Genomic DNA, 24,927 nt, shown 5'->3' with positions numbered 1-24,927 from the left:
TAAATATGAACAATTCGAATTATTAGATAAGCCCAATTATTGATACTTTGTTTTTAATGTATAACTCTTAAAATTTTAATCATGAAAACGAAGTATTTTTTTATACTCCTTGTAGTATGTATTCCTCATTTCATTAATGGGCAAGAAAAACTAACCCCTAGGGATCGCACTGTTGATGTATCCATATCTATTACAGATTCATTTAATGATAAAGGGGTAATAGAACAGGTTGTAAAGTTAAAAGGACCAGAAAGGTTAGCGTTTAGACCATATGATATTATACGATTAAAGCTTGATTTAGATTATAGTTCTAATATAAATACCACAAAATATTTTAGATTGTCCTATGTCGTAGTACCCAGCGATCCTTTTGGAGCCAGTGCACCTGTAATTATACCTCCCGTAAGAAACGATCCCCCACCTGCGCCATCAATTGTAGATCCGATATTTGACTACCCTTATGTTTTTAACACACCTCTATTTTTTAAAGAGAAGAACAATTTAATTTCATTACGCTTGGTAGAGTATGATAATGAAGAAGATTACCGTAATGATGAAGATGGTAGCGATGGGAATTGGTTAGATGATATTTTAGAGATTCAAGTATTGATAGGTAAAGATCGTTCAGGCCGTACTTCAATGACATCGACTCATAAAGACCCAATTCAATTTTACCCTAATCCTGTTAAAGAACATTTGACGATTGAATATTTCGGTAAGCAGAACAATGAAAATAAAATACAGATAGAGATATATAATAGCAATGGAAAAAAAGTAAGAAGTAGTATGCTAAAAAGAAAAAGTAGTGTAGGACTTAAAACTATGTATGGTTTTGAAACATTGGGTTTGGAAAAAGGAATGTATTATTGTCAGATTACCAGTGGAGAAAATAAGTATTATAAAACCTTGGTAAAAAATTAAAAAACAATCTACTTTTTTGAAATGAACGAAACCGTCTAGCGAAATGTCTAGACGGTTTTTTTGTAGAACCTATTAATCATATCCTAATCATATTTATAAAAGAAAATTCTTTATAGCTAAGGCATATGTTTTTTGATCAAAAAACATATGCCTTAGCCTTCTAAATATGATGAGTATGCCAATTCTTAAGAAGTATCATTTTATTAAAATCGCGCTATTAATTTTTGGTTGTTCAAATTTATAAATATGAATACTAACCCTTTGTTTTAAAGGGATGCACGACTTAATTTTGAGATAAACGATTAGTATATGTTTCATAATCTGAAACTTTTTGTAAACAAAATTTGACTTTTAAGTATTAAAAAAGAAACCGTCCTAAAGATCTAAAACCAGGTTAGGACATATAAAAATATTCTTGCAAGAATAGACACAAACTGTGAGTGTCTATAAATGTTCACACAAATACGATTTTAAAATTAATAGTTATGTTAAAAAACATTGTAAACCTTAACGGTGTCGATCAATTAAAAAGAAACGAACAAGCTTTTATTAAAGGAGGGATAAAAATAGATTGCAACTCTGATGCAGATTGCCCTTTTTTATGGCCGGTATGTAGTAATAACGGTCATTGCATAAGAGGGTGATATGTCTTGGATTCGGAGGTTGAGTTAGAAAGTATTTTACTAACGATAAGTATCAGTTGGTTGCAACACCGAATCAGTTAATAAGAGGCTAAGTTCTATATCAAAACAAAGGAGTTTAGCCTCTATTTGAAACATAAATAATTTCACATAATAAATCATTAAAACAACTTATATATCATGAAAAAATTAATATATAGATTACAGTACCTTGTACTATTTCCTATGTTTTTTGGATTGCTTTTAATTTCTTCCTGCGAGAAAGAAGATACAAATAATGAGCCAGTAGAAATAGTGGATACTACCAATGCGCCAGAAAAATCATTTCCTTTTCCCGAAGATCCCGATTTCAGACCACCAAGAGATATCCCTTCACCTCCTCAAATAGATGCAACTTGCGTGATTAGGATTTCCTATTTGTCTTTTCTAAGAAGGTGTCCAGAAAACCAAAGCGTAGTTACTCAATGGGTAAGAGAGTTAAATAGACGAGATGTTTGTTTTGTAACAGAACAATTTATAATATCAAATGAAGCTAAAGTAAGATGGGGGAATCAATATTATAGTTATTTGAATCGTTATAATTTGACCGAGATTCAGCTGGATTTAGATATTTATATTGCATACCGAGGATTGCTTTTACGAGAGCCAGATGTAACCGGAGGAATTGCCTGGACACGAGAAATGAGAAGAACAAGTCTTAAAGCAGTCGTTTGTGGTATTATGAATTCTCAAGAATATCAAATCAGAAAAAATAATATGGCTACCGAATGTACAAATGCAGCAAACCAATGTACATATTAACTTCGGTAAATCTAGGTGTAAGAATCTTTCACGTAAGTAATGTACCTCGTTTTAGAGTTATACAGTTTTGTCGTTATGTTGAGAAAAATAGAAATATTTCTTTACTACATAGAATCTGTTGATGTATGATTAGAAAATTAGATTTCAAAAGTGCAAACAAACTCAGGTAAACTATAGTAACTTAACTAACTTCAATTTTTTAAAAAGAGTAAATACTACTTATCGATAGAAGGGCCTTCCAGAGAATGGAAGGTCTTTCTATTTACCTCATAAAAAGCTTTTTATGAGGATTTACAAGCATAAAATAGACCTCTTTAACTTTATTTTAATAACATATCAATAGAAATACTCATTGGCAAAGGTTATTTTTAACTCCATAAACAAAAAACATAATTATGAAAACTCAGGTTTATAGGGTGCTCGTCGTAGCAATATCCTTTTTATTTTTAGGAGTTATCTCTTGTAAGAAAGAAACAAGTTCTGAAGTACAAACAGAAGAAGTAGGTAAATTATCTATTGATTTCGAAAAATATGAGCTAGAAAATGGGCTTCAGGTGGTATTACATCAGGATAAATCTGATCCGATCGTTTCGGTTGCGATCCAATATGGTGTAGGCTCTAATCGAGAAAAACCGGGAAGAACAGGATTTGCACATTTATTCGAACATATGCTGTTTCAAGAATCAGAAAATGTACCTCAGGATCAGTTCTTTAAAAAGATTCAGGATGTTGGAGGAACACTTAATGGGGGAACATGGCAAGACGGAACAATATACTATGAAGTAGTTCCCAAAAATGCTATGGAAACGGTATTATGGTTAGAGTCTGATAGAATGGGCTTTCTAATTAATACAGTTACCAAAAGTGCTTTCAAAAATCAGCAGGAAGTGGTGCAAAATGAAAAGCGACAACGTGTAGATAATAATCCTTATGGGCATACCAATTGGGTAATTGATAAGAATATTTATCCAGAAGGACACCCATACAACTGGCAAGTAATAGGGGAGTTAGTAGATCTTCAAAATGCTACTGTAGAAGATGTAAAAGAGTTTTATGATAAATATTACGGACCCAATAATGCCACTATAGTACTTGCTGGAGATTTTGAAACAGAAGAGGCTAAAGCAATGATCGAGAAGTATTTTGGCGAAATTAAAAAACGTCAACCAGTAGAAAAGTTAAAAGTACAGAATGTTACTTTATCAGAAACCAAAAGATTCTCTCACGAAGATAACTTTGCTACTACTGCACAATTAAATATGGTATGGCCAACAGTAGAACAATATACTAAAGATGCCTATGCATTAGACTTCTTAGGGCAATTGTTATCCGACGGAAAAAAAGCACCTTTATATAAAGTTTTGGTAAAAGAAAAAGAATTAACCTCGGATACTAATGCATGGAATAGATCTATGGAAATAGCAGGTAAATTCAGAGTAAATATTACGGCTAATGATGGTAAAAGTCTAGCCGATATCGAAGCAGGTGTTTTTGAAGCATTTAAGAAATTTGAAGAAGAGGGAATTACTGAAACAGATATCGAACGTATTAAAGCAGGACTCGAAACACAATTTTATAATGGAATTAGTAGTGTACTAGGAAAATCATTTCAATTAGCACAATACAATGTGTTTGCTGGTGATCCGGGGTTTATAACTCAAGATATAGAAAATATTAAGGCGGTTACAAAAGAAGATGTGATTAGAGTATACAACACATATATTAAGGATAAGCCTTATGTGATTACTAGTTTTGTTCCTAAAGGAAAATTGGATTTGGCGGCAAATGATTCAGAAAAAGCAGCAGTTGTAGAAGAAGAGATAAAAGAAAATGTAGAAGAAGCAGTAGTCGAAACAAAAGAAGAAATCCAAAAAACACCTTCGGCTTTTGATCGTTCTGTAGCTCCGAAAGAAGGAGAATCTCCAAAACTGAACATTCCTCAATCCTGGAGTACTTCATTATCTAACGGAATGAAAGTATATGGTATAGAGCAAAATGAACTTCCATTGGTTAATTTTAGTTTGATAATTTCTGGAGGACATTTGTTAGATTCATTTGATAAAATTGGAGTAGCAAACCTAATGACAGATATCATGATGGAAGGTACCGCTACTAAAACTCCAGAGCAGTTAGAAGAAGAGATAGAGTTACTGGGAGCCTCTATCAGAATGTATACAACCAGAGAAGCAATTATCGTAAGAGGTAATACCCTGGTTCGTAATCTTGATAAAACAATGGATTTGATAGGCGAAATATTGCTGGAGCCAAGGTGGGATGAAGAAGAATTTGGAAGAATAAAAACCAAGACTATTAATGGGATTAAAAGATCGGCTGCAGACCCTAATACGGTGGCAAGAAACGTATACAATAAACTTCTTTATGGAGAAAAACACATGTTTGCTTACCCTACCACTGGTACTGTAGCTTCTGTAGAAGCGATTACTATAGACGATTTAAAGCAGTTTTATACCAAAAATTTCTCTCCTTCAGTTAGTAAATTTCAAATTGTAGGAGACTTAAACCAAGATAAAGCACTTGCGGCTCTTAAAAATTTAGAAAGTAAATGGGCTAGCAAAGAAGTAACTATTCCAGAATATGAAGTAGTGAATACCAGAGATAAATCATCTTTATATTTTGTTGATATTCCTAATGCAAAACAATCTGTAATTAATATAGGGTATCTTTCTATGGCACGTACCGACGAAGATTATTTTCCGGCTACAGTTATGAATTATAAGTTGGGAGGATCTTTCTCAGGAAATGTAAACCTAATCTTGAGAGAAGAAAAAGGATATACCTATGGTGCACGATCCAGGTTTAATGGGAGTAAGATACCGGGGACCTTTACCGCCTCTTCAAGTGTACGTACCAATACGACTTTTGAGTCTGTAAAGATTTTTAAAGATGAAATAGAGAAGTATAAAGATGGTATTTCTGAAGAAGATTTAGCCTTTACTAAAAACGCCTTAATAAAATCTAATGCTCGCAGATTTGAGACCCAAGGAGCATTATTAGGAATGTTACAGGAAATGGGAAGGTATGATTTTGCATCAGATTATATAGCTAAGGAAGAAAAAATAATAGAAGAAATGACCTTAGAACAACATAAGGCATTAGCTAATAAATATCTTGATGAAACCAAAATGGCATACCTGTTAATAGGAGATGCAGCTACACAATTTGAGCAATTTAAAAATGCCGGGTTTGATGAAGTATTGATGTTGGATAAAGAAGGAAAAGAAGTGAAGCTTAGCGATGTGAAGATGTAAATCCAAGTTAGAAATGAAAGTAAAGGGATATGATCTAATCATATCCCTTTTTTTATGCCAAAACGCTAAATAAAAAACTATACCAGTATTTAAATCACTCTATTGAGTGGTTAAGAGAATTTATAAACTATTTACCGTTCTTATCAACAATCACATACGCATAATTCCGGAAATTGATACTTTTAAGAAAGTAGATATTTTAAACTTATAAATATTGATTATGTACCGAATACTTTTTCTGATTTCATTACTTGTTGTTTTAGGGTGTAATAAAAACAATGATACATCAAAACAACCATCCAAGGATGTAAAAACCAAAGAACAATCACTACAAGAGAATCCAATAGAAGAACCTTTGCAACTCACATTAAAACAAGCCAATACATTGGTAGAACTGCCATTAGCTTGCTTGCAGGTAGAGTACCCTAATAAACTGGGACAAACCTTAGGAGGAAAAGAAAATATAGGAGAACCTCATGTATTGCATCCTACCTTTTATGGTTGTTTTGATTGGCATTCTTCAGTCCATGGGCATTGGTCGTTGGTGAAATTATTAAAAACATTTCCTGATCTGGAAAAAAAGGAAGAAGCGAAAACCAAATTGCTTCAAAATATGTCTAAGAAGAATATTGAGGAAGAAATCAAGTATTTTGAAGGAAAGCATAATAAGTCATACGAGAGAACCTATGGTTGGGCCTGGTTGCTTAAACTGGCCGAAGAGCTTCATACCTGGGATGATCCACTGGCAAGAGAATTAGAAGAAAGCCTTCAGCCACTAACTGCACTTATTGTACAACGGTATATCGATTTTCTTCCAAAACTTAAATATCCAATTAGAGTAGGAGAGCATACCAATACTGCATTTGGATTATCCTTTGCTTGGGATTATGCAAATACTCTGGGAGATCAAAAACTAAAGGGCATTATAGAGACCAGGGCAAGAGAATTCTATGCTAATGATCAAGGTTGTCCCATTGGCTGGGAACCTAGTGGTTATGATTTTTTATCTCCTTGTTTTGAAGAAATAGATGTAATGAGAAGAGTGTTAAATAAAGAAGAATTTGATCGTTGGATCTCTGATTTTATGCCGCAACTTAAAGCCAAAAATTTTACGATCGACGTAGGAGAAGTGTCTGATCGTACAGATGGTAAATTGGTTCATTTAGATGGACTTAATTTTAGTAGAGCCTGGGTGTTATATGGGCTTGCCAAACAGTATAAAGAGTACATGCATCTTTTTTCGGTAGCAAATACACATGTAAACTATTCTTTGCCTAATCTGGTTGGGGATAGTTATGAAGGAGGGCATTGGCTGGGATCATTTGCTATTTATACACTAGATGTTAATACAAAATAAATGAAGAAGTTTTTTAATATAGGCCCAGGAACATGGGTGACTGCAGCTTTTATTGGTCCAGGTACCGTAACTGTATGTACATTAGCAGGGGTACAGTTTGGATTTTCATTACTATGGGCATTGGTGTTATCTATTGTAGCTTGTGTTGTTTTACAGGAAATGGCAGCAAGATTAGGTGTAGTCACCCAAAAGGGATTAAGCGAAGTGCTAAAATCTCAATTTGATAACAAAATTGTAAGAGGAGCTCTTATTGCATTAATCCTGTCAGCAATTTTCATAGGAAATGCGGCATACGAAGCCGGTAATATCAGTGGGGGAGTACTTGGACTGTCTACAATCTTAGAATCCTCACTCGGGATTTCAGAAAACTACCTAAGTATCGTAATCGGTGTGATTGCCTTTGTACTATTGTACATAGGTAATTATAAGGTTTTAGAACGAAGTTTGATTGTTCTGGTTTTATTAATGAGTGTAGCTTTTATAGTAACAGCAATAGTTACCAAACCAGATATTTCAATGATTTTTAAAGGGTTTGTGCCTAACTTTTCTAGTGATAACGTACTTACCATTGTAGGGTTGATAGGAACAACAGTAGTGCCGTATAACCTCTTTTTACACGCCTCTATTGTTAGTGAAAAATGGAAATCTACCGAGGACCTGCCAGAAGCAAAAAAGGATACTGTAGTTGCGATTGTATTGGGTGGATTTGTATCGATGGCAATTATTATTGCGGGAGCGGCTATACAAGAAGCAGAAGTGAATAATGCAGCCGATCTGGCTAAAGGACTGGAACCGGTTTTTGGTTCGATGGCAAAATATGTACTATCTGTTGGGTTGTTTGCAGCAGGAATTACTTCTGCAATCACAGCACCTCTTGCAGCAGCTTATGTAGTAAAAGGGTGTATGGGATGGCAAAAAGGACTCAAAAGTAAATCCTTTAGAGCAGTGTGGATGTTCATCCTTTTTTTGGGAGTTTTGTTTTCTTCCCTAGGGATAAAATCAATAGTAATTATTCGATTTGCTCAGATCGCCAATGGACTCCTTTTACCTGTAATTGCAATCTTCCTTTTATGGGTAATGAACCAACAAAAAATATTAGGAAAATATACCAATTCATGGAAGCAAAACCTGATTGGATTTTTCATTCTTATCATTACTTGCTTTTTAGGATTTAGAGGGATTTGGAAAGTGATTGAAAGTTTGTAGGAATTATTGCTAATAAATGTAGGAATATGAAGAAAATTATTCTTAATGCAGATGTGGGGGAAGAGGCAGGTTTTGATGTCGAAATTATGCAGTATATCTCTTGGTGTAATATTGCATGTGGAAGCCATGCAGGGAATGTAGAAGTAATCAAGAAAACGATCGAATTGGCAATGCAACATAATGTGAAAATTGGAGCACATCCATCATACCCCGATCGTGAAAATTTTGGAAGAACCAAAGTTGAAATGCCGTATGGTGATTTGGTAAAAACAATAACCGAACAAATACGGTTGGTAAAATCCTTAACCGAAAAAGCAGGAGGAAAACTACATCATGTAAAACCACATGGAGCACTTTACAATGAAGCAGTAAAAAATGAATCGGTAGCTATGGCAATTATCGAAGCTGTGAAAAATGTCGATAAAAGTTTATGTATAATTACTTTGAAAAATGCTAAATTATCGTATCTTTCCAAAGGGAATTTCGAGGTTAAACATGAAGCTTTTGCTGATAGAAATTACAATGATGATTTGACATTGGTTTCAAGAAAAGAAAAAGAAGCTTTACTAACTGATCCAAAAGAAATTTTTAGTCATGTAAAAAGAATGGTTCTTGAAGGGAAAGTGAAAACTAAAAATAGAGTAGAAGTTCCGATTTTTTTTGATACAATTTGTGTGCATGGAGATAACCCAAAATCTGTTCAGATTTTGAAATATTTATATAAAGAGTTTTCGATTTTAAATTTACTATAATAGGAAGCTTATGAAATATAAATTGCAATACAAAAGATATTCTGAAAGAGCAATTTTAATAGAATGGCCTGCAAAAATTGACGAAAACACCCTTCACGACCTACTTTTCTTTAAAAAATCGATACTTTCTTTTTATGATAAACTAATTGTTGAGGTAATTTCATCATATAACTCGTTATTAATTTGTTATGTGTCTACTATAGAGGATTTCTATAGTAGTGTTTTGGAGTTAAAATCGCTGTATTCTAAAAGTTATGAAGAAGCAAGGCCTGAAAGTAAACTGTGGAAAATTCCTGTTTGTTATGCTACTTCACTTGCACAGGATTTAGAAGTATTTGCAAAAGATAAATCGCTTACTGTCGAAGAAATAATTCGATTACATACTGCTCCACTCTATACAGTATATGGTATTGGTTTTTTACCTGGATTTTTGTATTTGGGTGGTCTCGATGATCAATTGCATAGTGCTCGAAAAATCACCCCTTCGCTGCATGTCAAAAAAGGTGCTGTAGCAATTGGTGGAAGTCAGACAGGAATATACCCTGTGGGTAGTCCTGGAGGTTGGCATGTGATAGGTATGTGTCCTCTGGATTTTTTTAATCCTAAAACAAAAAATTGTTGCTTTATTTCACCAGGAGATAAAATTCAGTTTATATCGATTAAAGAAAAAAAATATAACGAAATAAGAACTAGAGTTGAAAATAATAATTATACGCCTGAATCTGTGTGTTTATGATTACAAATGTCGAGATAATTAAACCGGGACTTTTTACAACTATTCAGGACGAAGGACGTTTTGGTTTTTCAAAATATGGAGTTCCAAAAAGTGGAGCAATGGATCAGGTGGCATTTGGATTTGCAAATTTAATATTGGGCAATCCTAAAAATTCTGCATGTATCGAATGGACTATTCAACCTCCCGTTTTAAAATTTCATGACACCACAACTGTTGTATTAACGGGTGGTGAAACAGATGCATTTTTAAATGATAAAAAAATAGAAATGTATCGTGGGATTAGAGTCTTAAAAAATGATATTCTTAAAATAAATTTTTGTAGGAAAGGAGTGTATGGTTATGTAGGAATCAAGAATGGATTCCTTTCAGAAGAAGTGTTACATAGTAGATCTTTTTATAAGTCAATTACACCTCAGTTTCGATTAGCTAAAAATGACAAAATTCCATACCAAAGTAGTAGTGATTATACCGATCATTTTTCTGCAATTTCTCCACCTTTATTTTTAGAAAATTCAAATGCCTTAGAGGTGTATAAAGGACCCGAATTTGATATGTTAAATGATACTCAAAAATCTAAAGTATCAGATGCAGTTTTTACAATTTCTAATACTATAAATCGAATGGCAATTCAGTTAGAAGAAAAAATACCAAACACTTTACCTTCGATTATAACATCACCTGTTTTACCAGGTACAATACAATTAACTCCATCAGGTAGTTTAATTGTGTTAATGAGAGACTGTCAAACTACGGGAGGATACCCAAGAGTTTTACAACTAACTGAAACTGCAATCAACCACATTGCACAAAAACGAATGAAAGAAAAATGCAGTTTTAAGTTAATTGGATTTTGAGGTAATACTTATCTCTAATAATAAATGTAAAAACAGCTGCCACCTAGAGTCAGTAATGTTGTTTGGTTTTATAGTGTCAGTCTGAGCCTGTCGAAGACTAGTAAAATTGACGTTTTCAATTACATTTCGATAAGCTCAATATGACACTCGAATATCTTTTTATATTAACTAAACGACATTTCATGAACCCTTCCATAAACTCAAGATAGGTCTTTCGATGTGGGTAGAAAGAAGCACTGCTATTGATGTATTCTCTAACGTGCTGATTTTATTTATATATTCTTACGTCTTATCGAGTGATTTTATCAATAGCAATAGCGGTTGATGAAATTGTATCGAGATGCAATAGCTATTACTACAGTTGGGTCTCGATAGCTCTGCTAAGTCCTTTCAGTAAGCTAGGCCTGTCGATGGACTTAGTAAAGCTATCAGGAATAGCTTTTTTTGATCAAAAACTCTATTCTCGATACACTTCTTCAGCCTGTACTCAGCTATGTCGAAGTATAGAAGCACTCGAATTGACGAATTTTAGATCAAAAAACGAAAAAATATACAATGAGTTGTATCGATAGGGGGAAAACACCCTTTTGGTAATAGGGGTAAATGCCCCTTGTGATTTTTTTTAGATTTTTTTTTAGTGCTTTAGGGGGTTGAAAAACAGGAGTTTGATGCTGTTTAGGTGTTGTGTGGTTTTTGATTTTTAGGTAGGGTGTATTTGCTTTGCTGCATGTTTTTTGGATATATTAGCGTAAGTCTAACCTAATTTAATCTAAAATTATATAACGTTATGGGAAAAGAATTACCAAAAAAAGGGAAAAAAGGTGGAAAGCCTAAAAAATGTATTAGCGTAGAAGAAGCAAAAGAGCTACAACATGTATGGTGCTGTACCCGAACACCAGAGATAGATAAATGTATAGGATTTGAAGATAGACGTGAATTTTATTGGAGTGTAGAAGAATTGCAGGAATATCTTAAGTATGTAAAGAAAAAGTCTAAAAAGCAAGGGATCGATAATCCAGGGATTCGAATGTACTTTGGTGCGTATCCTGAATCTAAATGTAAAAGTAAAAAGGGATATGCAACGATCTTTTTAGCACCAACAGGAGCACCAGCAGGTGAGATGGGTAAAGGTGGTGATAGTGCGCCAAATAATTATGATATTGAGCCATATAATAGAGGAGGCGGGGGTAATCCGCCAAACATTTATTAATAATTATGATATATCAAATAGTTATTAATATATTCGAAATAACCGCTGCGTTAGTAGGAATATTTTATATTCAAAAGTATCGAGAAGATAAATTTTCTCGATACTTTGTTTATTTTTTATGGCTCACTGTTTTTGTTGAACTTGTATTTGGTTGGTTACCTAGAGGCATTGAAAATATTGAAATTTTCAATGGTATGAAAGATTCAATTTTTAGTCATAATCAATGGATTTATAATATTTATGATATTATAAGTTTCTCTTTTTATTTATTTTTCTTTATTGGACAAATAAATTCTGTCAGAATAAAAAAATATGGTAAGGTTTTAATAATTATTTTTGTTTTTTTGGCAATTATCAATCTTTCGATTACTGATATATTTTTTGAAGCTGTTTCAGCGTTTAATTATGTTTTTGGATCTTTGTTGATCTTTCTGTTTATTAGCTATTATTTTTTTCATTTACTAATATCTGATACTATATTGGCTTTTTATAAAACACTACCCTTTTATATAGGAGTTGGTTGTTTACTCTTTTATCTAATTGTGACGCCAATATTTATTTATGGATCGTATTATAGTAATGCAAAGAGTCCTGAATTTGTGAATGTTTATGCTCAAATTCTTACTGCGGCGAATATTTTTATGTATACTTGCTACACTATTGGTTTTATTGTATGCTCGAAAAAGAACAAATCTTATTAATTATATATTTTACCATTATTATTCTATTTTTTGTAGTATTTGGTATCATATTCTTTGTGGCTTTTCAGCGTCGAAAAAACAAACTACTGCTGGATAAACTAAGAGCAGAACAACGTTTCGAAGATGAGATTTTTAAATCCCGTATAGAGATACAGGAACAAGCACTTAAAAATGTAAGCTGGGAGCTTCATGATAATATCGGGCAATTGTTATCTACTGCAGTAATGCAGATTAATATTATGGGGGCTACCATAGAGGATACAGCATCAGAATCACTACAGGATGTTAGAAAATTGGTAGGGGATAGCTTGCAAGAGATACGTACCTTATCTAAAACCTTAAATCACGAAGTGATTCAAAATGTAGGGCTAGAAAAATCTATTACTGTAGAACTTAAACGTTTTGAGAAACTTAATTTTTTAACGCCTTCCCTTACTGTAAAAGGAGAAGAAGTATATATAAACCCTAAAGATGAGATTATCCTATATCGTATCATTCAGGAATTTTTCTCTAATACGATAAAACATGCAGAGGCCTCAAACCTTGAAGTAGAGCTGGAGTATACTCCAGAAACACTCAATATTAGAGTACAGGATGATGGCGTTGGGTTTGATCCAAAATCTGTCCAGGCAAATTCTGGTTTGCTTAATATGAAAAGCCGCGCGGCTCTGGTAAATGCAAAACTAGATTATACATCTTCGCCAGGAAAAGGAGTTGTACTTACCTTGTCATATCCTATACAACTTAACGATTGATTTAATACATTTGTTTTTTTATATAATAACCTGAATTTAATTAATCTGAAATGCGTCAGTTTGAGTGAAATTCTGTTAAGAATTTTGTATCGAAAACAAGTATTTTAGTGCTAAAAAGCTATTCTGGATAGTTCTGCTGAGCCCTTCGATTCAGGTTAATAAGTTGTTGATGTTTAGTACTGTAAACTCATGGTTGTTGTTTTTTTGTCATCTGGGCAACCTGTTATCCTGTTAGAGAACGGGACTGGGATCCATTTAGAGGATGTTTTTGGTAGTGGATTCCGTTCTGCAACGGAATGACAAAGTAACTTATTTATAAAACATACAATTTTTTGTGATCTACTTTATACATTTGTACCAAATAAGAAGCATTACTTCAATGTAGATACTTATAAAATTTAAATATTTGAAAAACAGGTAATTAGTACGAAACGTAATACAGATAAAAGGAGCCACTCTTAACTAATATCGATACCATCCAAAATATATAATGGCGAATTTGATCTGATAATTAATAAATAATAAAAAAAACAGATGAAGAAGAAGACTATAGTTATTGTCGATGATCATCTTTTATTTGCACAATCACTAGAGAGTTTAATATCTAAACTTGAGGAATATGAGGTGTTGGCTATTCTAAAAAACGGAAAAGAGCTTACACAATATTACTTACATAAAAGAAAGACACCAGATCTTATTCTTTTGGATGTAAAAATGCCTGTGATGGATGGTGTGCAAACGATGCAATGGCTTAAAGAAAATCGACCGGATCAAAAAGTGCTGGCACTAACAATGGAGGATGACGAAGAAACCATTATTAGAATGCTTAGGGCAGGAGCCAAAGGATATTTGCTAAAAGATATACATCCCGAAAATTTTGAATTTGCTATGAAGATGGTGATAGAACAAGGATTTTATTATTCGGGTAAAATAGAAACAGCGCTACGTAATTCTGAAGAAGCCGGAAGCAGTAAAAACCTACAGGAGAAATTAACCGATAAGGAACGAGTATTTTTAAAATACGCATGTTCAGAACTTACCTATAGGAGTATCGCCGCCGAAATGGGGTTGAGCCCTAAAACAATAGAGAATTATAGAGAAACGGTTTTTAAGAAGTTAGAAGTAAAAACCAGAGTAGGCTTGGTGATCTATTGCATGAAAAATAAACTTTTTAAGATTGAGTGAAACCCTATTTTGAAAAGCTAGCAAAGCGCATTCAAAATAGTAGGTTGAACCAATCCCAGTGTAGACTGGGATCCATTTGTGGAGAAGAGGGTGTCTTTGTTTTGAAAAGCTAGCAAAGCGCATTCAAAATAGTAGGTTGAACCAATCCCAGTGTAGACTGGGATCCATTTGTGGAGAAGAGGGTGTCTTTGTTTTGAAAAGCTTGCAAAGTGCATTCAAAATGGCTGGTTGAACCAATCCCAGTGTAGACTGGGATCCATTTGTGGAGAAGAAGGTATCCCTGTTTTGAAAAGCTTGCAAAGTGCATTCAAAATAGCAGGTTGAACCCACGCCAGTGTAAAGGTTTAAAAAATTCAAAAACCGTCAAATCGAGTGATTTTTTGAAATGATAATAAAAAAAAATGCACTTCGACAGGCTTGTTCTGAGTATACCAAAAGGCTCAGCGAAGCTATCGAGATTAGGTTTTTATAAGAAAATAATCTGCCTTGCTGAGTTTTGTTTAATAATTGGTGTGAATTATTTAGTTAATTAACATTTATTATTTGAAATACTTATCAATTTGTTGTTTTTGTTGATTATTTATTGAATTTAAATGTTAAAATATTGAAATAAATGCTATTCTGGGTAAGATAGTATTAAGTGTTGCTAGTATAGTATATTTCAGAGGGTTAGAATAGCATTAATTTTGTGAACTAACACAAAACTTAACTATCTAATGAAAACTACAAACACGTTTTTATCGATTCTAATGGGGTTGATAATTTGGCCGATTATGGGTCAACACCAAAAAGAAAAGAGTTGCTCATTCGAGGAAACTCAGCAAGAATACTACGAACAGAACCCAGGGGCTTTTGAAAAAGCTAAAGAATTTGAAAAAATACTTCAAAAACAAGCCTTACTAAAAAAAACAAAACCCTGGCAAAGCAGCAGAGTTTAGTACATCAAAAGAAGCAAACCAAAACAGTTCAGTTTAATGCAAATCAATTAAATATGGGACTGTATTTGGAAACTGTTACGCTAGGAAAATGAACAGATTCAGTAAGAATTATAGTCGAATAATCATTAACTGAAATAGACTGTTTATTTTCGACCTTAGCAGTAAGGTGTAGAACATAACGAGTGGTTTTAATCTAATACAATCCCTCTTGAAATCAAATCAAGAGAGGTTGTTTAAATTCTTCAATTTTTTTAATCACTATTAAGCTTAGGTTATGAATTCACAAAAATCATTAGTAAAGAATGGCAGTATGTGTGCTATTCAACGAAAGTATTGTTGCTAAAAGCTACAGTGAGTTTTCCAATTCATTGCTTGCTTTTGCAAAAGATGTTGATTCTCATTTATCAACAACTTGATTAACTATTAAAAATTAAATCATGAAAAATCAACTTGTCTTATTTATAGGCTTATTTGTTTTCCAATTTGGATTTTCACAAACCCATAATTTTTGGAAAAAAAATAGTAGCCCAATTGAAAACGAAAACATTTCTTCCATAAAGAATAATACAGAAATTTCACATCAACACACATATCATCTTAGTGTTGAAAAACTAAAAGAAGTTTTATCTCAATGCCCAAAAAGATTTAATTCATTTGGAAAATCAAATGTCATTATCATACTTCCAACTGAAGACGGAAGATTTAAAAAATACCGTGTAAAGGAAACCAATGTTTTGCATCCGGATTTAGCCAAAAAGCTCCCAGATATTAAATCGTATGTTGGTACATCTGTTAATGGAGAAAACGAAGTAGTACATTTTAGTTTGGGGTATAATAACTTTAGAGCTATGATTATGAAACCTGATGCTACAATAACGAATATCAAACCTTCTACTAGTACTAGTAAAACGTATATGGTTACTTCAAAAACGGATGGATCAGAACCAATTAACTGTCAAATAATTGATAATGCAGCCGAAACTTTTTCAGAAAAAAGTACAAAGCAAGCTGAAAATTCAAACAAAGCAAGAAAAGACGCTAATGATGGTCGCGTTAGAGTCTACCGAATGGCTATAGCAGTAACAGGAGAATTGTCTAAAATTTATACTGATAAGGCAGGCGTTACTAATGGTTCAACTCAACAAAGGAAAGCCGCAGTACTTGCCGAGTTGAATGCACTGATGACCAGAGTGAATGCGGTTTATGAAAGAGATCTTGGAACTACGTTTGAATTAGTATCTAATATTGAGAATTCCATTTTTCTTGATGGAGCAACTGATGGTATTACACATGGTAATACTTCAATATCGGTAAATGAAGGTCAAGGTGTTCTTGATGCTGCAATTGGTAACGCTAACTATGATATTGGCCATGTTTTAGATTCAGATGGGACTGGACGTGGAGCTTTAAGAGCTGTGTGTGATGATAGTAAAAAAGCCCAAGGAGCTACTGGTGCACATCCTTTCACATCTGTCGCAGATTATTTCTATCGCACATTCGTTCATGAAATAGGCCATCAATTCGGTGCTAACCATTCGTTTAACAATTCCTGTGGGGGTAATCGTCTTGACGAAGGTGCCGTTGAACCAGGAGGGGGTAATACTATCATGGCATATACAGGTTGTGCTCCTAATACAGAAAATACGCAATATGTTTTTTTTCATGCGAAACAAATAGATGAAATGTGGAATCATATTTTAAGCATTGAAAGTTGTGCTATTTTAAGATCAATAGGCAATAGTGCGCCAGTAGCTAGTATAGGAGGTAATTATACGATTCCAAGATCTACTCCATTTATATTAGAAGGATCAGCTACTGATCCTAATACAGCCTCCAACCAACTAACATATACCTGGAACCAAATGGATAAAGAAATAGCTCCGATGCCTCCTCGTGCTACGTCAACTAATGGTCCTTTATTCCGTTATAAACCTCCTTCATCCTCTCCAAATCGTTATATGCCTGACCTTTCTACCATAAAAGCTGGAAATGCTTCTTCTGAATGGGAGGTAACACCTTCTGTTGCTAGAACTATGAATTTTAGATTCACAGTAAGGGATAATCATCCGGGAGGAGGTAATACAGATTCTAAGGATGCTGTTATTACGGTAAGTGGAACTGCTGGTCCTTTTGTGATTACTTCTCAAAACACTAGATTTAATGCGCCCGTAGGTTCTACACAAACGGTAACCTGGAACGTAGCAGGAACTACAGGAAATGGGGTAAATGCAGCAACTGTTGATATTTTGTTATCTACAGATGGTGGAAATACATACCCAATAACATTAGCTTCGGCAGTACCTAATGATGGTTCTCAACAAATTACTATACCTAACAATGAAGGAGGTGTAAATAGAATTATGGTAAGAGGTACCAATCATATCTTTTTCGATGTTACCAATGCTAATTTTAGTATAACAGATGGAAATCCTGATCCTATGCCTACAAATTATTGTGCTGCGGGTTATCAGGGTAATAACTATATAGCCGAAGTGATCTTTGGGGATATCATTAATAAAAGTGAAAATAGTTCGTATTCTGATTTTACGAATCTGGGAACCAATCTTGTTAAAGGAGGGTCTTATACTTTAACCGTTAATCCGGGAATCGATTTTTGGGACCCTAATTATTTTGGAGCTTGGATTGATTGGAATAAAGATGGAGATTTTGAAGATGCAGGTGAAGAAGTTTTACTGGCAACCAATGGTGCTGGTGGTATAACAAAAACAGTTGTAGTTCCGAATACTGCAAAAAGTGGCGCGACCAGATTAAGAGTACGTTATAAAATACATACTGCCCCTGAGTCTTGTGGAACAGCAAGAACTAATGGTGATGAAGTAGAAGATTATTTTGTGTTTATTAAAGGTGATGGAACTCCCGATACACAGGCTCCAAGTACACCTACTAATTTGGTAGCCTCGGGTGTAGGGAATACTTTTTTAACCCTTAACTGGAACGCTTCTACCGATAATGTGGGGGTAACTGGATATGATGTATATCAAGGAAGTACGAATATAGGTACCTATACAGGAACTACTTATAATGTTACTGGTTTAACCGCTGGAACTGCTTATAATTTCTCTGTTAGAGCTAAGGATGCTGCGGGTAATGTCTCTGGGTCAAGTAATGTAGTTAATGTGACTACTACTAATACCCCTAATGATACCCAAGCACCAACGGCACCAAGTAATTTGACAGCTTCTAATGTAGCGCAAACAACGTTGAGCTTAAGTTGGACTGCTTCTACCGATAATGTTGGGGTGACAGGATATGATGTATATAGAGGTACTACTAGGTTAACAACAGTAACAGGAACATCGTACAATGTTTCGGGGTTAACAGCTAATACGGCGTATTCATTCTCGGTAAAAGCTAAAGATGCGGCCGGAAATGAATCGGCATCGAGTAATACAGTAAACGTGACGACTCAGAACCCAAACGATGTCGTCTATTGTAATGCATCTACCACCGGTAATAGTACATTACATATTACTAACGTAACGTTTGGAAGTATTAACAATACTTCGACAAACACAGCATATTCGGATTACACCGGTATTTCTACCAGTCTTACCAGTGGTCAAGCTACCTCATTAACCGTGACTTTAAACAATAATTCATGGACGTATAATGCAGTAGGGGTTTGGATTGATTGGAATCGTAATGGTGATTTTACCGATGCAGGAGAACTCGTTTATTCAAGATATGCAGGAGGACCCTATACAGCTAGTATTACACCTCCATCAGGGGCAGTATCAAATACTTCTTTACGTATGAGAGTTAGAGTAGGATATGGATCGCAAGCAAAAATAACACCTTGTGGTACTGATACTTATTTAGGAGAGGTAGAAGATTATACTGTAACAGTAGGAGGAACTACAAGTCCTACTTGTAACGATGGTATCCAGAATGGAGATGAGACTGGCGTAGATTGTGGAGGTTCTTGTAGTCCTTGTCAGACCGATGTTACCTATTGCTCAGCAACAGGGAACGATGGTCCGGAAGGAGTAACTAATGTTACTTTTGCAGGAATTAACAATTCCTCTGCTAGGAATTCAACAGGATATGATGACTTTACTTCTGTGTCAGGGAGTGTAAATACTGGATCCGGTTATACTCTTACCGTAGATATTACAGGTTATAATGGAGGTGCGGCAGATGAGATATATGCCTGGATCGATTGGAATAAAGATGGAGATTTTTCGGATACGGATGAATCTTATACTTTAACCAAAACCACAAACCTGAGAGGTAACGTATCTATATCTGTGCCTCAGACAGCTGCAACAGGGGCTACCCGAATGCGATTATTGGTTTCTTATTATGATAATGAAAACAATCCCTGTGATACAGGCACTAACGATGTACGTTACGGAGAATATGAAGATTATACGATTGTAATTAATAGTAGTAGGCTACTCACATTTAATAAGGTAAACAGGTTTACTACTGTGTATCCTAATCCATTTAACGATACCGTTACGATAGATGTATCAAGATTAGAAAGTGATACATTTACAATAACCGTATATAATTTGTTAGGAAGAGAATTGATCCATAAAAAATATAGTAAAAACCCAGGCACAATACGATTAGGAGATCAAATAAAATCATCTGGGAATTATTTTGTGAAAATACAAGCTAATAAGCATACAGAAACCTTAAGACTTGTTAAGTTTTAATATAAAATTGAATTCTAAGTAGTCAAAAATCAGAATTTAAAATTGGGCCTTTCATTTTGATGAAAGGTCTTGTTTTTAATGAAATCAAGAAGAGTTTACTTAAAAAAATAATTTAGTATTTGTATTTCAAAAAAATATTTTCCTATATTTGACCACATAAATGAATACTAGAAACATAAATATTAATACAGTCATTATTATTGAGGTGATTATTTCACCTCGATAAGGGATGTATTAATACTATACTATAAGATATTAAAATCCCTTTACTCGAGTAAAGGGATTTTTTTTATATAAAAGATTAAGATTATAATCTAAAATAAAGTATATACAATAGAAATGAGAATATTTAGCAACATAATTAGTAATGTCATTGTCATTATTGTGATTATTTCACCATGATGAAGGGGCATTATTGTATATAAATAAATACAGACTCCCTTCAGAAATGAAGGGAGTTTTTTTTGATGTATAAAGAATATTTAAATAAAATTATCAAATAGTGATTGTAAATTATAAAAACATAAAATACTGTAAATCAGCTGTTAGTATGAGTAAAGAGGCTATTGGATATTGTAAGGATATTGAATAATGTACACATGTTTAGCTACAACAAAATAATTTTATACTGTGGTTTATTCAATCTAATGCATACATCATAGGGTAAAAGTTAAAATTTTAAATAATTCGTAAAAACTGATATTCAAAAAAGAAATGAGCATCAATAAGTATAGTAAACAAGTCACTCAAGATGACACGCAACCTGCCGCACAGGCAATGCTTCACGCAATTGGTTTAACCGATGAGGATTTTAATAAACCATTAGTCGGAATCGCCAGTACAGGTTATGAAGGGAATCCATGTAACATGCACCTTAATGATCTTGCTAAATTGGTAAAACAAGGAACAGTAGAAGAGGATGTCGTCGGGCTCATATTTAATACTATTGGAGTAAGCGATGGGATTTCTATGGGAACACCAGGAATGCGTTTTTCATTACCATCTCGTGATGTAATTGCAGATTCGATGGAGACTGTGGTACAGGCAATGTCTTATGATGGTATGGTAACTGTTGTTGGTTGCGATAAAAATATGCCAGGGGCATTAATGGCAATGCTTCGATTAGACCGTCCTTCGATTTTAGTTTACGGAGGAACTATAGCATCTGGATGTCATGAAGGCAAAAAATTAGATGTAGTTTCTGCTTTTGAAGCCTGGGGAGAAAAAGTAGCCGGTACAATATCCCAATCAGAATATAAAAGTGTCATAGAAAAAGCATGTCCGGGAGCAGGAGCTTGTGGAGGAATGTATACCGCCAATACTATGGCTTCTGCAATCGAAGCATTAGGAATGTCTTTACCCTACAACTCTTCGAATCCAGCAATAAGTAAACATAAAGAAGAAGAAAGTATCCAGGCAGGTCGTGCTATGCGAACGCTATTAGAAAAGGATATCAAACCTAAAGATATAGTGACCAGAAAGTCACTCGAAAATGCAATACGTTTAGTTACTGTACTTGGTGGTTCTACGAATGCTGTATTACACTTTTTGGCAATTGCCAGAGCAGCGGATGTAGAGTTTACATTAGCAGATTTTCAGAGAATTAGTGACGAAACACCGTTTTTGGCAGACCTTAAACCAAGCGGTAAATATCTTATGGAAGATGTGCATGAAGTTGGAGGAATTCCTGCGGTATTAAAATATCTTCTAAAGAAAGGATTACTACACGGAGATTGTTTAACCGTTACCGGAAAAACAATTGCAGAAAATCTATTAGATGTCCCTGATCTTTCAGAAGGACAGGACGTTATTAAACCAATAGAAAATCCAATTAAACCAACAGGACACCTTAGAATTATGTTTGGTAACCTGTCTGAAGACGGATGTGTTGCAAAAATTACAGGTAAGGAAGGATTGCGTTTTCAAGGAAAAGCCAAAGTTTTTGATGGAGAATATGATGCTAATGATGGTATTAGAGATGGAAAAGTAGAAAAAGGCGATGTAGTCGTCATAAGATACGAAGGTCCAAAAGGAGGACCGGGAATGCCAGAAATGTTAAAACCTACTGCCGCTATTATGGGAGCTGGTTTAGGTAAGGACGTAGCCTTAATTACAGATGGAAGATTTTCTGGAGGAACGCATGGATTTGTTGTTGGACATATCACACCAGAAGCACAAGAAGGAGGTTTGATTGCTTTAGTACAAGATGGAGATATCATTACTATTGATGCAGAGACCAACTCGATTACTGTAGATATTAGTGAAGCCGAGATCGAAAAAAGAAAAGCTTCCTGGGTTCAACCAGCATTAAAGTTTGATAAAGGAGTACTGTACAAATACGCACATACAGTATCCTCTGCATCACAAGGATGTGTAACCGATGAATTCTAATTCTGGCAATATGTAATCCTGTTGAAGAACGGGATCAGAATCTAAAAAAGAACAGCATTTGATGCTGATAAAAGATAAATTATCATTCTGATGAAGATCAGAATCTAAAAAAAGTCTAGACTCTAGTTTCTAAAGGTCTAGCCTCTAAAATAAGAGTGTATGGAAACACAAACGCAAACGTTAAAAAAAGAAACCAAAATATCAACAGAGCGTATGACAGGCGCAGAGGCAGTAATTCGGTGTCTGTTGGCAGAAGGAGTAGATTTAATTTATGGATACCCTGGCGGAGCCATAATGCCAGTCTATGATGAGTTATACAAATATAGGGATCAGTTACATCATGTATTAACCAGGCATGAACAAGGAGCAACTCATGCAGCACAAGGATATGCCAGAACAAGTGGTAAAGTTGGGGTTGCGATAGCTACTTCTGGACCGGGAGCTACTAATTTTGTAACGGGAATCGCAGATGCACAAATAGATTCTACACCTATGGTATGTATTACAGGCCAGGTAGGATCGCACTTGCTGGGATCAGATGCGTTTCAGGAAACAGACATTATAGGAATCTCTACACCAATTACCAAATGGAATCACCAGGTTACCAAAGCCGAAGATATTCCTGCAGTATTGGCAAAAGCTTTTTATGTTGCTCGTTCTGGTCGACCAGGCCCGGTGTTAATCGATATTACAAAAGATGCACAGTTTGGTGAACTAGACTTTGCATACTCAACATGTAAAGGCGTACGTAGTTACAAACCTGTACCCGAAACAGATCTAAAAAGCCTAGAACAGGCAGCTAAGCTTATAAATAAAGCAAAAAAGCCGATGGTTGTTTTTGGCCAGGGGGTAATCCTTGGAGAAGCAGAAGAGGAGTTAAAAAACTTTATAGAGAAATCAGGAACACCATCTGCATGGACTATTTTGGGACTTTCTGCATTGCCAACTTCACATCCGTTAAATGTAGGAATGGTAGGTATGCATGGTAACTACGGGCCCAATAAGCTAACTAACGAATGTGATTTACTACTAGCAATCGGAATGCGCTTTGATGATAGAGTTACTGGTAATTTAGAGACCTATGCCAAGCAGGCCAAAATCGTACATTTTGAGATTGATCCGGCAGAGATAAATAAAAATGTAAAAGTTGATGTTGCGGTAATGGGTGATGTTAAAGATACGCTGTCACAGATACTTCCAATGGTACAGTCAAATTCTCATGATTCTTGGTTACAGGAGTTTAGAGATTATGATGCAATAGAATATGATAAAGTAATTAAAGAAGAATTGTTCCCTAGCCAGGAAGGGCTTTCTATGGGCGAAGTACTTAGAGGAATTAATAAAGAAACCAAAGGCGATGCAGTTATTGTATCCGATGTTGGTCAACATCAAATGATTGCTTGTAGATATGCAGAGTTTAATAAATCTAAGAGTAATATTACTTCTGGTGGTTTAGGTACAATGGGGTTTGCATTACCAGCAGCGATTGGAGCAAAAATGGGAGTTCCGGATAGAGAAGTCGTAGCAATTATAGGAGATGGTGGATACCAAATGACAATACAGGAATTAGGTACGATTTTCCAGACCAAAGTACCGGTAAAGATCGTAGTGCTAAACAATGATTTTCTGGGAATGGTACGCCAATGGCAGCAACTGTTTTTTGATAAGCGATATGCGTCTACAGAGATGGTAAATCCAGATTTTATAAAAATAGCAGAAGGGTATCATATCAAATCTACAAGAGTTACCAAAAGAGAAAATTTGCAAGAAGCAATCGCAGAGATGATAGCAAGCAAAGAACCATATTTTTTAGAAGTATGTGTAGAGAAAGAAAATAATGTATTTCCGATGATTCCTACAGGAGCATCAGTTTCGGATATAAGATTAGAGTAATACGATTTTGTTGTTCTGGTTTGTCTAAATCAGTATAGACTTGGGCCAGGATGTATACAATCATACAATATACTAACAATGAAAAAAGAAAATTATACCATATCGGTGTATACCGAAAATAATATAGGATTGTTGAACAGGATTTCGGCAATATTTTTAAGACGACATATCAATCTTGAGAGTTTTACTGCTTCGGTATCAGAGATTAAGGATGTATTTCGTTTTACAATAGTGGTAAGCATAACCGAAGAACAGGTAAAAAAGATTATCGGACAGATTGAAAAACAAATAGAGGTGATTAAAGCTTTTTATCATAAAGATGATGAGACCATTTATCAGGAAACCGCTTTGTTTAAGATTGCTTCGAAACTGTTATTCGAGGAACGTAAAATCCAGAATGTAATAAAGGATAGTAATGCTAATATCGTTACCGTAACTCCAGAGTTTTTTGTATTAGAAAAAACAGGGCGACGTAGAGATGTCGAGGCATTATATGATCAATTAGAACCTTATGGTTTAATGCAATTTGTACGTTCTGGAAGAATTTCAATAACCAAAGAAAAGATGCATATTTCTAAAATATTAGAAAATTTTGGAATGGAAGCTGTGTAAGGGATAGTAGTGACATCCTTTTT

General features: G+C 34.5%; 18 protein-coding genes. All 18 read left to right on the top strand.

What is annotated here, in order from left to right; genetic code table 11:
- Positions 1 to 81: 81 nt before the first annotated feature.
- The 18 genes from NNL09_RS23775 (at position 82) to ilvN (ending at position 24,904) form a co-directional block, all read left to right on the top strand.
- The gene (locus tag NNL09_RS23775) at positions 82 to 921 is read left to right on the top strand and encodes a T9SS type A sorting domain-containing protein (RefSeq protein ID WP_196911498.1); all 840 of its coding nucleotides are present in this window, start codon (positions 82 to 84) and stop codon (positions 919 to 921) included.
- Positions 922 to 1,406: 485 nt separating this feature from the next.
- Positions 1,407 to 1,565, top strand: coding sequence for a hypothetical protein (locus NNL09_RS23770; RefSeq protein ID WP_159099342.1), 159 nt, complete (start codon positions 1,407 to 1,409; stop codon positions 1,563 to 1,565).
- 177 nt (positions 1,566 to 1,742) lie between these two features.
- Entirely contained in the window at positions 1,743 to 2,363 is a 621-nt protein-coding gene (locus NNL09_RS23765; RefSeq protein ID WP_025664124.1) for a hypothetical protein, read from the top strand.
- A gap of 395 nt (positions 2,364 to 2,758) precedes the next feature.
- Positions 2,759 to 5,632, top strand: coding sequence for a pitrilysin family protein (locus NNL09_RS23760; RefSeq protein WP_196911499.1), 2,874 nt, complete (start codon positions 2,759 to 2,761; stop codon positions 5,630 to 5,632).
- 220 nt (positions 5,633 to 5,852) lie between these two features.
- A complete protein-coding gene (locus NNL09_RS23755; protein WP_196911500.1) occupies positions 5,853 to 6,989 on the top strand; it encodes a DUF2891 domain-containing protein in 1,137 nt (378 codons plus the stop codon).
- Positions 6,990 to 8,195 carry an Nramp family divalent metal transporter gene (locus tag NNL09_RS23750; protein WP_196911501.1) on the top strand — a complete coding sequence of 402 codons (1,206 nt, stop codon included), beginning with the start codon at positions 6,990 to 6,992 and terminating at the stop codon, positions 8,193 to 8,195.
- Between the two features lie 26 nt (positions 8,196 to 8,221).
- Positions 8,222 to 8,947, top strand: coding sequence for a 5-oxoprolinase subunit PxpA (pxpA, locus tag NNL09_RS23745; protein WP_196911502.1), 726 nt, complete (start codon positions 8,222 to 8,224; stop codon positions 8,945 to 8,947).
- Positions 8,948 to 8,957: 10 nt separating this feature from the next.
- Complete coding sequence (gene pxpB, locus NNL09_RS23740) at positions 8,958 to 9,683, top strand: 5-oxoprolinase subunit PxpB (RefSeq protein WP_196911503.1); 726 nt, start codon at positions 8,958 to 8,960, stop codon at positions 9,681 to 9,683.
- Positions 9,680 to 10,537 carry a biotin-dependent carboxyltransferase family protein gene (locus tag NNL09_RS23735; RefSeq protein ID WP_196911504.1) on the top strand — a complete coding sequence of 286 codons (858 nt, stop codon included), beginning with the start codon at positions 9,680 to 9,682 and terminating at the stop codon, positions 10,535 to 10,537. Before pxpB ends, NNL09_RS23735 begins: the two co-directional genes overlap by 4 nt.
- A 787-nt stretch (positions 10,538 to 11,324) precedes the next feature.
- On the top strand, positions 11,325 to 11,747 hold the full coding sequence (locus NNL09_RS23730) for a hypothetical protein (RefSeq protein WP_196911505.1): 423 nt from the start codon (positions 11,325 to 11,327) through the stop codon (positions 11,745 to 11,747).
- A 5-nt stretch (positions 11,748 to 11,752) separates the two neighbouring features.
- Positions 11,753 to 12,448, top strand: a complete 696-nt coding sequence (locus NNL09_RS23725) for a hypothetical protein (RefSeq protein WP_196911506.1) — start codon at positions 11,753 to 11,755, stop codon at positions 12,446 to 12,448.
- Positions 12,421 to 13,203: a sensor histidine kinase gene (locus NNL09_RS23720; RefSeq protein WP_196911507.1), complete on the top strand. Its 783-nt coding sequence runs from the start codon at positions 12,421 to 12,423 to the stop codon at positions 13,201 to 13,203. Before NNL09_RS23725 ends, NNL09_RS23720 begins: the two co-directional genes overlap by 28 nt.
- Positions 13,204 to 13,737: 534 nt before the next feature.
- Positions 13,738 to 14,388, top strand: coding sequence for a response regulator transcription factor (locus NNL09_RS23715; protein ID WP_196911508.1), 651 nt, complete (start codon positions 13,738 to 13,740; stop codon positions 14,386 to 14,388).
- A gap of 716 nt (positions 14,389 to 15,104) precedes the next feature.
- On the top strand, positions 15,105 to 15,326 hold the full coding sequence (locus NNL09_RS23710) for a hypothetical protein (protein WP_196911914.1): 222 nt from the start codon (positions 15,105 to 15,107) through the stop codon (positions 15,324 to 15,326).
- 437 nt (positions 15,327 to 15,763) lie between these two features.
- Positions 15,764 to 20,008 (top strand): GEVED domain-containing protein, encoded by a 4,245-nt coding sequence (locus NNL09_RS23705; protein ID WP_196911915.1) that lies wholly within the window; start codon positions 15,764 to 15,766, stop codon positions 20,006 to 20,008.
- A gap of 714 nt (positions 20,009 to 20,722) precedes the next feature.
- Positions 20,723 to 22,399 (top strand): dihydroxy-acid dehydratase, encoded by a 1,677-nt coding sequence (gene ilvD / locus NNL09_RS23700; RefSeq protein ID WP_196911916.1) that lies wholly within the window; start codon positions 20,723 to 20,725, stop codon positions 22,397 to 22,399.
- A gap of 159 nt (positions 22,400 to 22,558) precedes the next feature.
- The gene (gene ilvB, locus NNL09_RS23695; RefSeq protein WP_196911917.1) at positions 22,559 to 24,292 is read left to right on the top strand and encodes a biosynthetic-type acetolactate synthase large subunit; all 1,734 of its coding nucleotides are present in this window, start codon (positions 22,559 to 22,561) and stop codon (positions 24,290 to 24,292) included.
- A gap of 78 nt (positions 24,293 to 24,370) precedes the next feature.
- Positions 24,371 to 24,904, top strand: coding sequence for an acetolactate synthase small subunit (gene ilvN, locus NNL09_RS23690; protein WP_025664150.1), 534 nt, complete (start codon positions 24,371 to 24,373; stop codon positions 24,902 to 24,904).
- Positions 24,905 to 24,927 lie beyond the last annotated feature (23 nt).

This window comes from Aquimarina sp. EL_43 (assembly GCF_943422735.1).
Taxonomy (GTDB): Bacteria; Bacteroidota; Bacteroidia; order Flavobacteriales; family Flavobacteriaceae; genus Aquimarina; species Aquimarina megaterium.
This window is presented reverse-complemented; position numbering and strand designations above follow the sequence as displayed.

Bases quoted from the DNA above. Each gene is read 5' to 3' on its own strand.
- NNL09_RS23775 (WP_196911498.1), top strand. From the start codon at position 82: ATGAAAACGAAGTATTTTTTTATACTCCTTGTAGTATGTATTCCTCAT.
- NNL09_RS23770 (WP_159099342.1), top strand. From the start codon at position 1,407: ATGTTAAAAAACATTGTAAACCTTAACGGTGTCGATCAATTAAAAAGA.
- NNL09_RS23765 (WP_025664124.1), top strand. From the start codon at position 1,743: ATGAAAAAATTAATATATAGATTACAGTACCTTGTACTATTTCCTATG.
- NNL09_RS23760 (WP_196911499.1), top strand. From the start codon at position 2,759: ATGAAAACTCAGGTTTATAGGGTGCTCGTCGTAGCAATATCCTTTTTA.
- NNL09_RS23755 (WP_196911500.1), top strand. From the start codon at position 5,853: ATGTACCGAATACTTTTTCTGATTTCATTACTTGTTGTTTTAGGGTGT.
- NNL09_RS23750 (WP_196911501.1), top strand. From the start codon at position 6,990: ATGAAGAAGTTTTTTAATATAGGCCCAGGAACATGGGTGACTGCAGCT.
- pxpA (WP_196911502.1), top strand. From the start codon at position 8,222: ATGAAGAAAATTATTCTTAATGCAGATGTGGGGGAAGAGGCAGGTTTT.
- pxpB (WP_196911503.1), top strand. From the start codon at position 8,958: ATGAAATATAAATTGCAATACAAAAGATATTCTGAAAGAGCAATTTTA.
- NNL09_RS23735 (WP_196911504.1), top strand. From the start codon at position 9,680: ATGATTACAAATGTCGAGATAATTAAACCGGGACTTTTTACAACTATT.
- NNL09_RS23730 (WP_196911505.1), top strand. From the start codon at position 11,325: ATGGGAAAAGAATTACCAAAAAAAGGGAAAAAAGGTGGAAAGCCTAAA.
- NNL09_RS23725 (WP_196911506.1), top strand. From the start codon at position 11,753: ATGATATATCAAATAGTTATTAATATATTCGAAATAACCGCTGCGTTA.
- NNL09_RS23720 (WP_196911507.1), top strand. From the start codon at position 12,421: ATGCTCGAAAAAGAACAAATCTTATTAATTATATATTTTACCATTATT.
- NNL09_RS23715 (WP_196911508.1), top strand. From the start codon at position 13,738: ATGAAGAAGAAGACTATAGTTATTGTCGATGATCATCTTTTATTTGCA.
- NNL09_RS23710 (WP_196911914.1), top strand. From the start codon at position 15,105: ATGAAAACTACAAACACGTTTTTATCGATTCTAATGGGGTTGATAATT.
- NNL09_RS23705 (WP_196911915.1), top strand. From the start codon at position 15,764: ATGAAAAATCAACTTGTCTTATTTATAGGCTTATTTGTTTTCCAATTT.
- ilvD (WP_196911916.1), top strand. From the start codon at position 20,723: ATGAGCATCAATAAGTATAGTAAACAAGTCACTCAAGATGACACGCAA.
- ilvB (WP_196911917.1), top strand. From the start codon at position 22,559: ATGGAAACACAAACGCAAACGTTAAAAAAAGAAACCAAAATATCAACA.
- ilvN (WP_025664150.1), top strand. From the start codon at position 24,371: ATGAAAAAAGAAAATTATACCATATCGGTGTATACCGAAAATAATATA.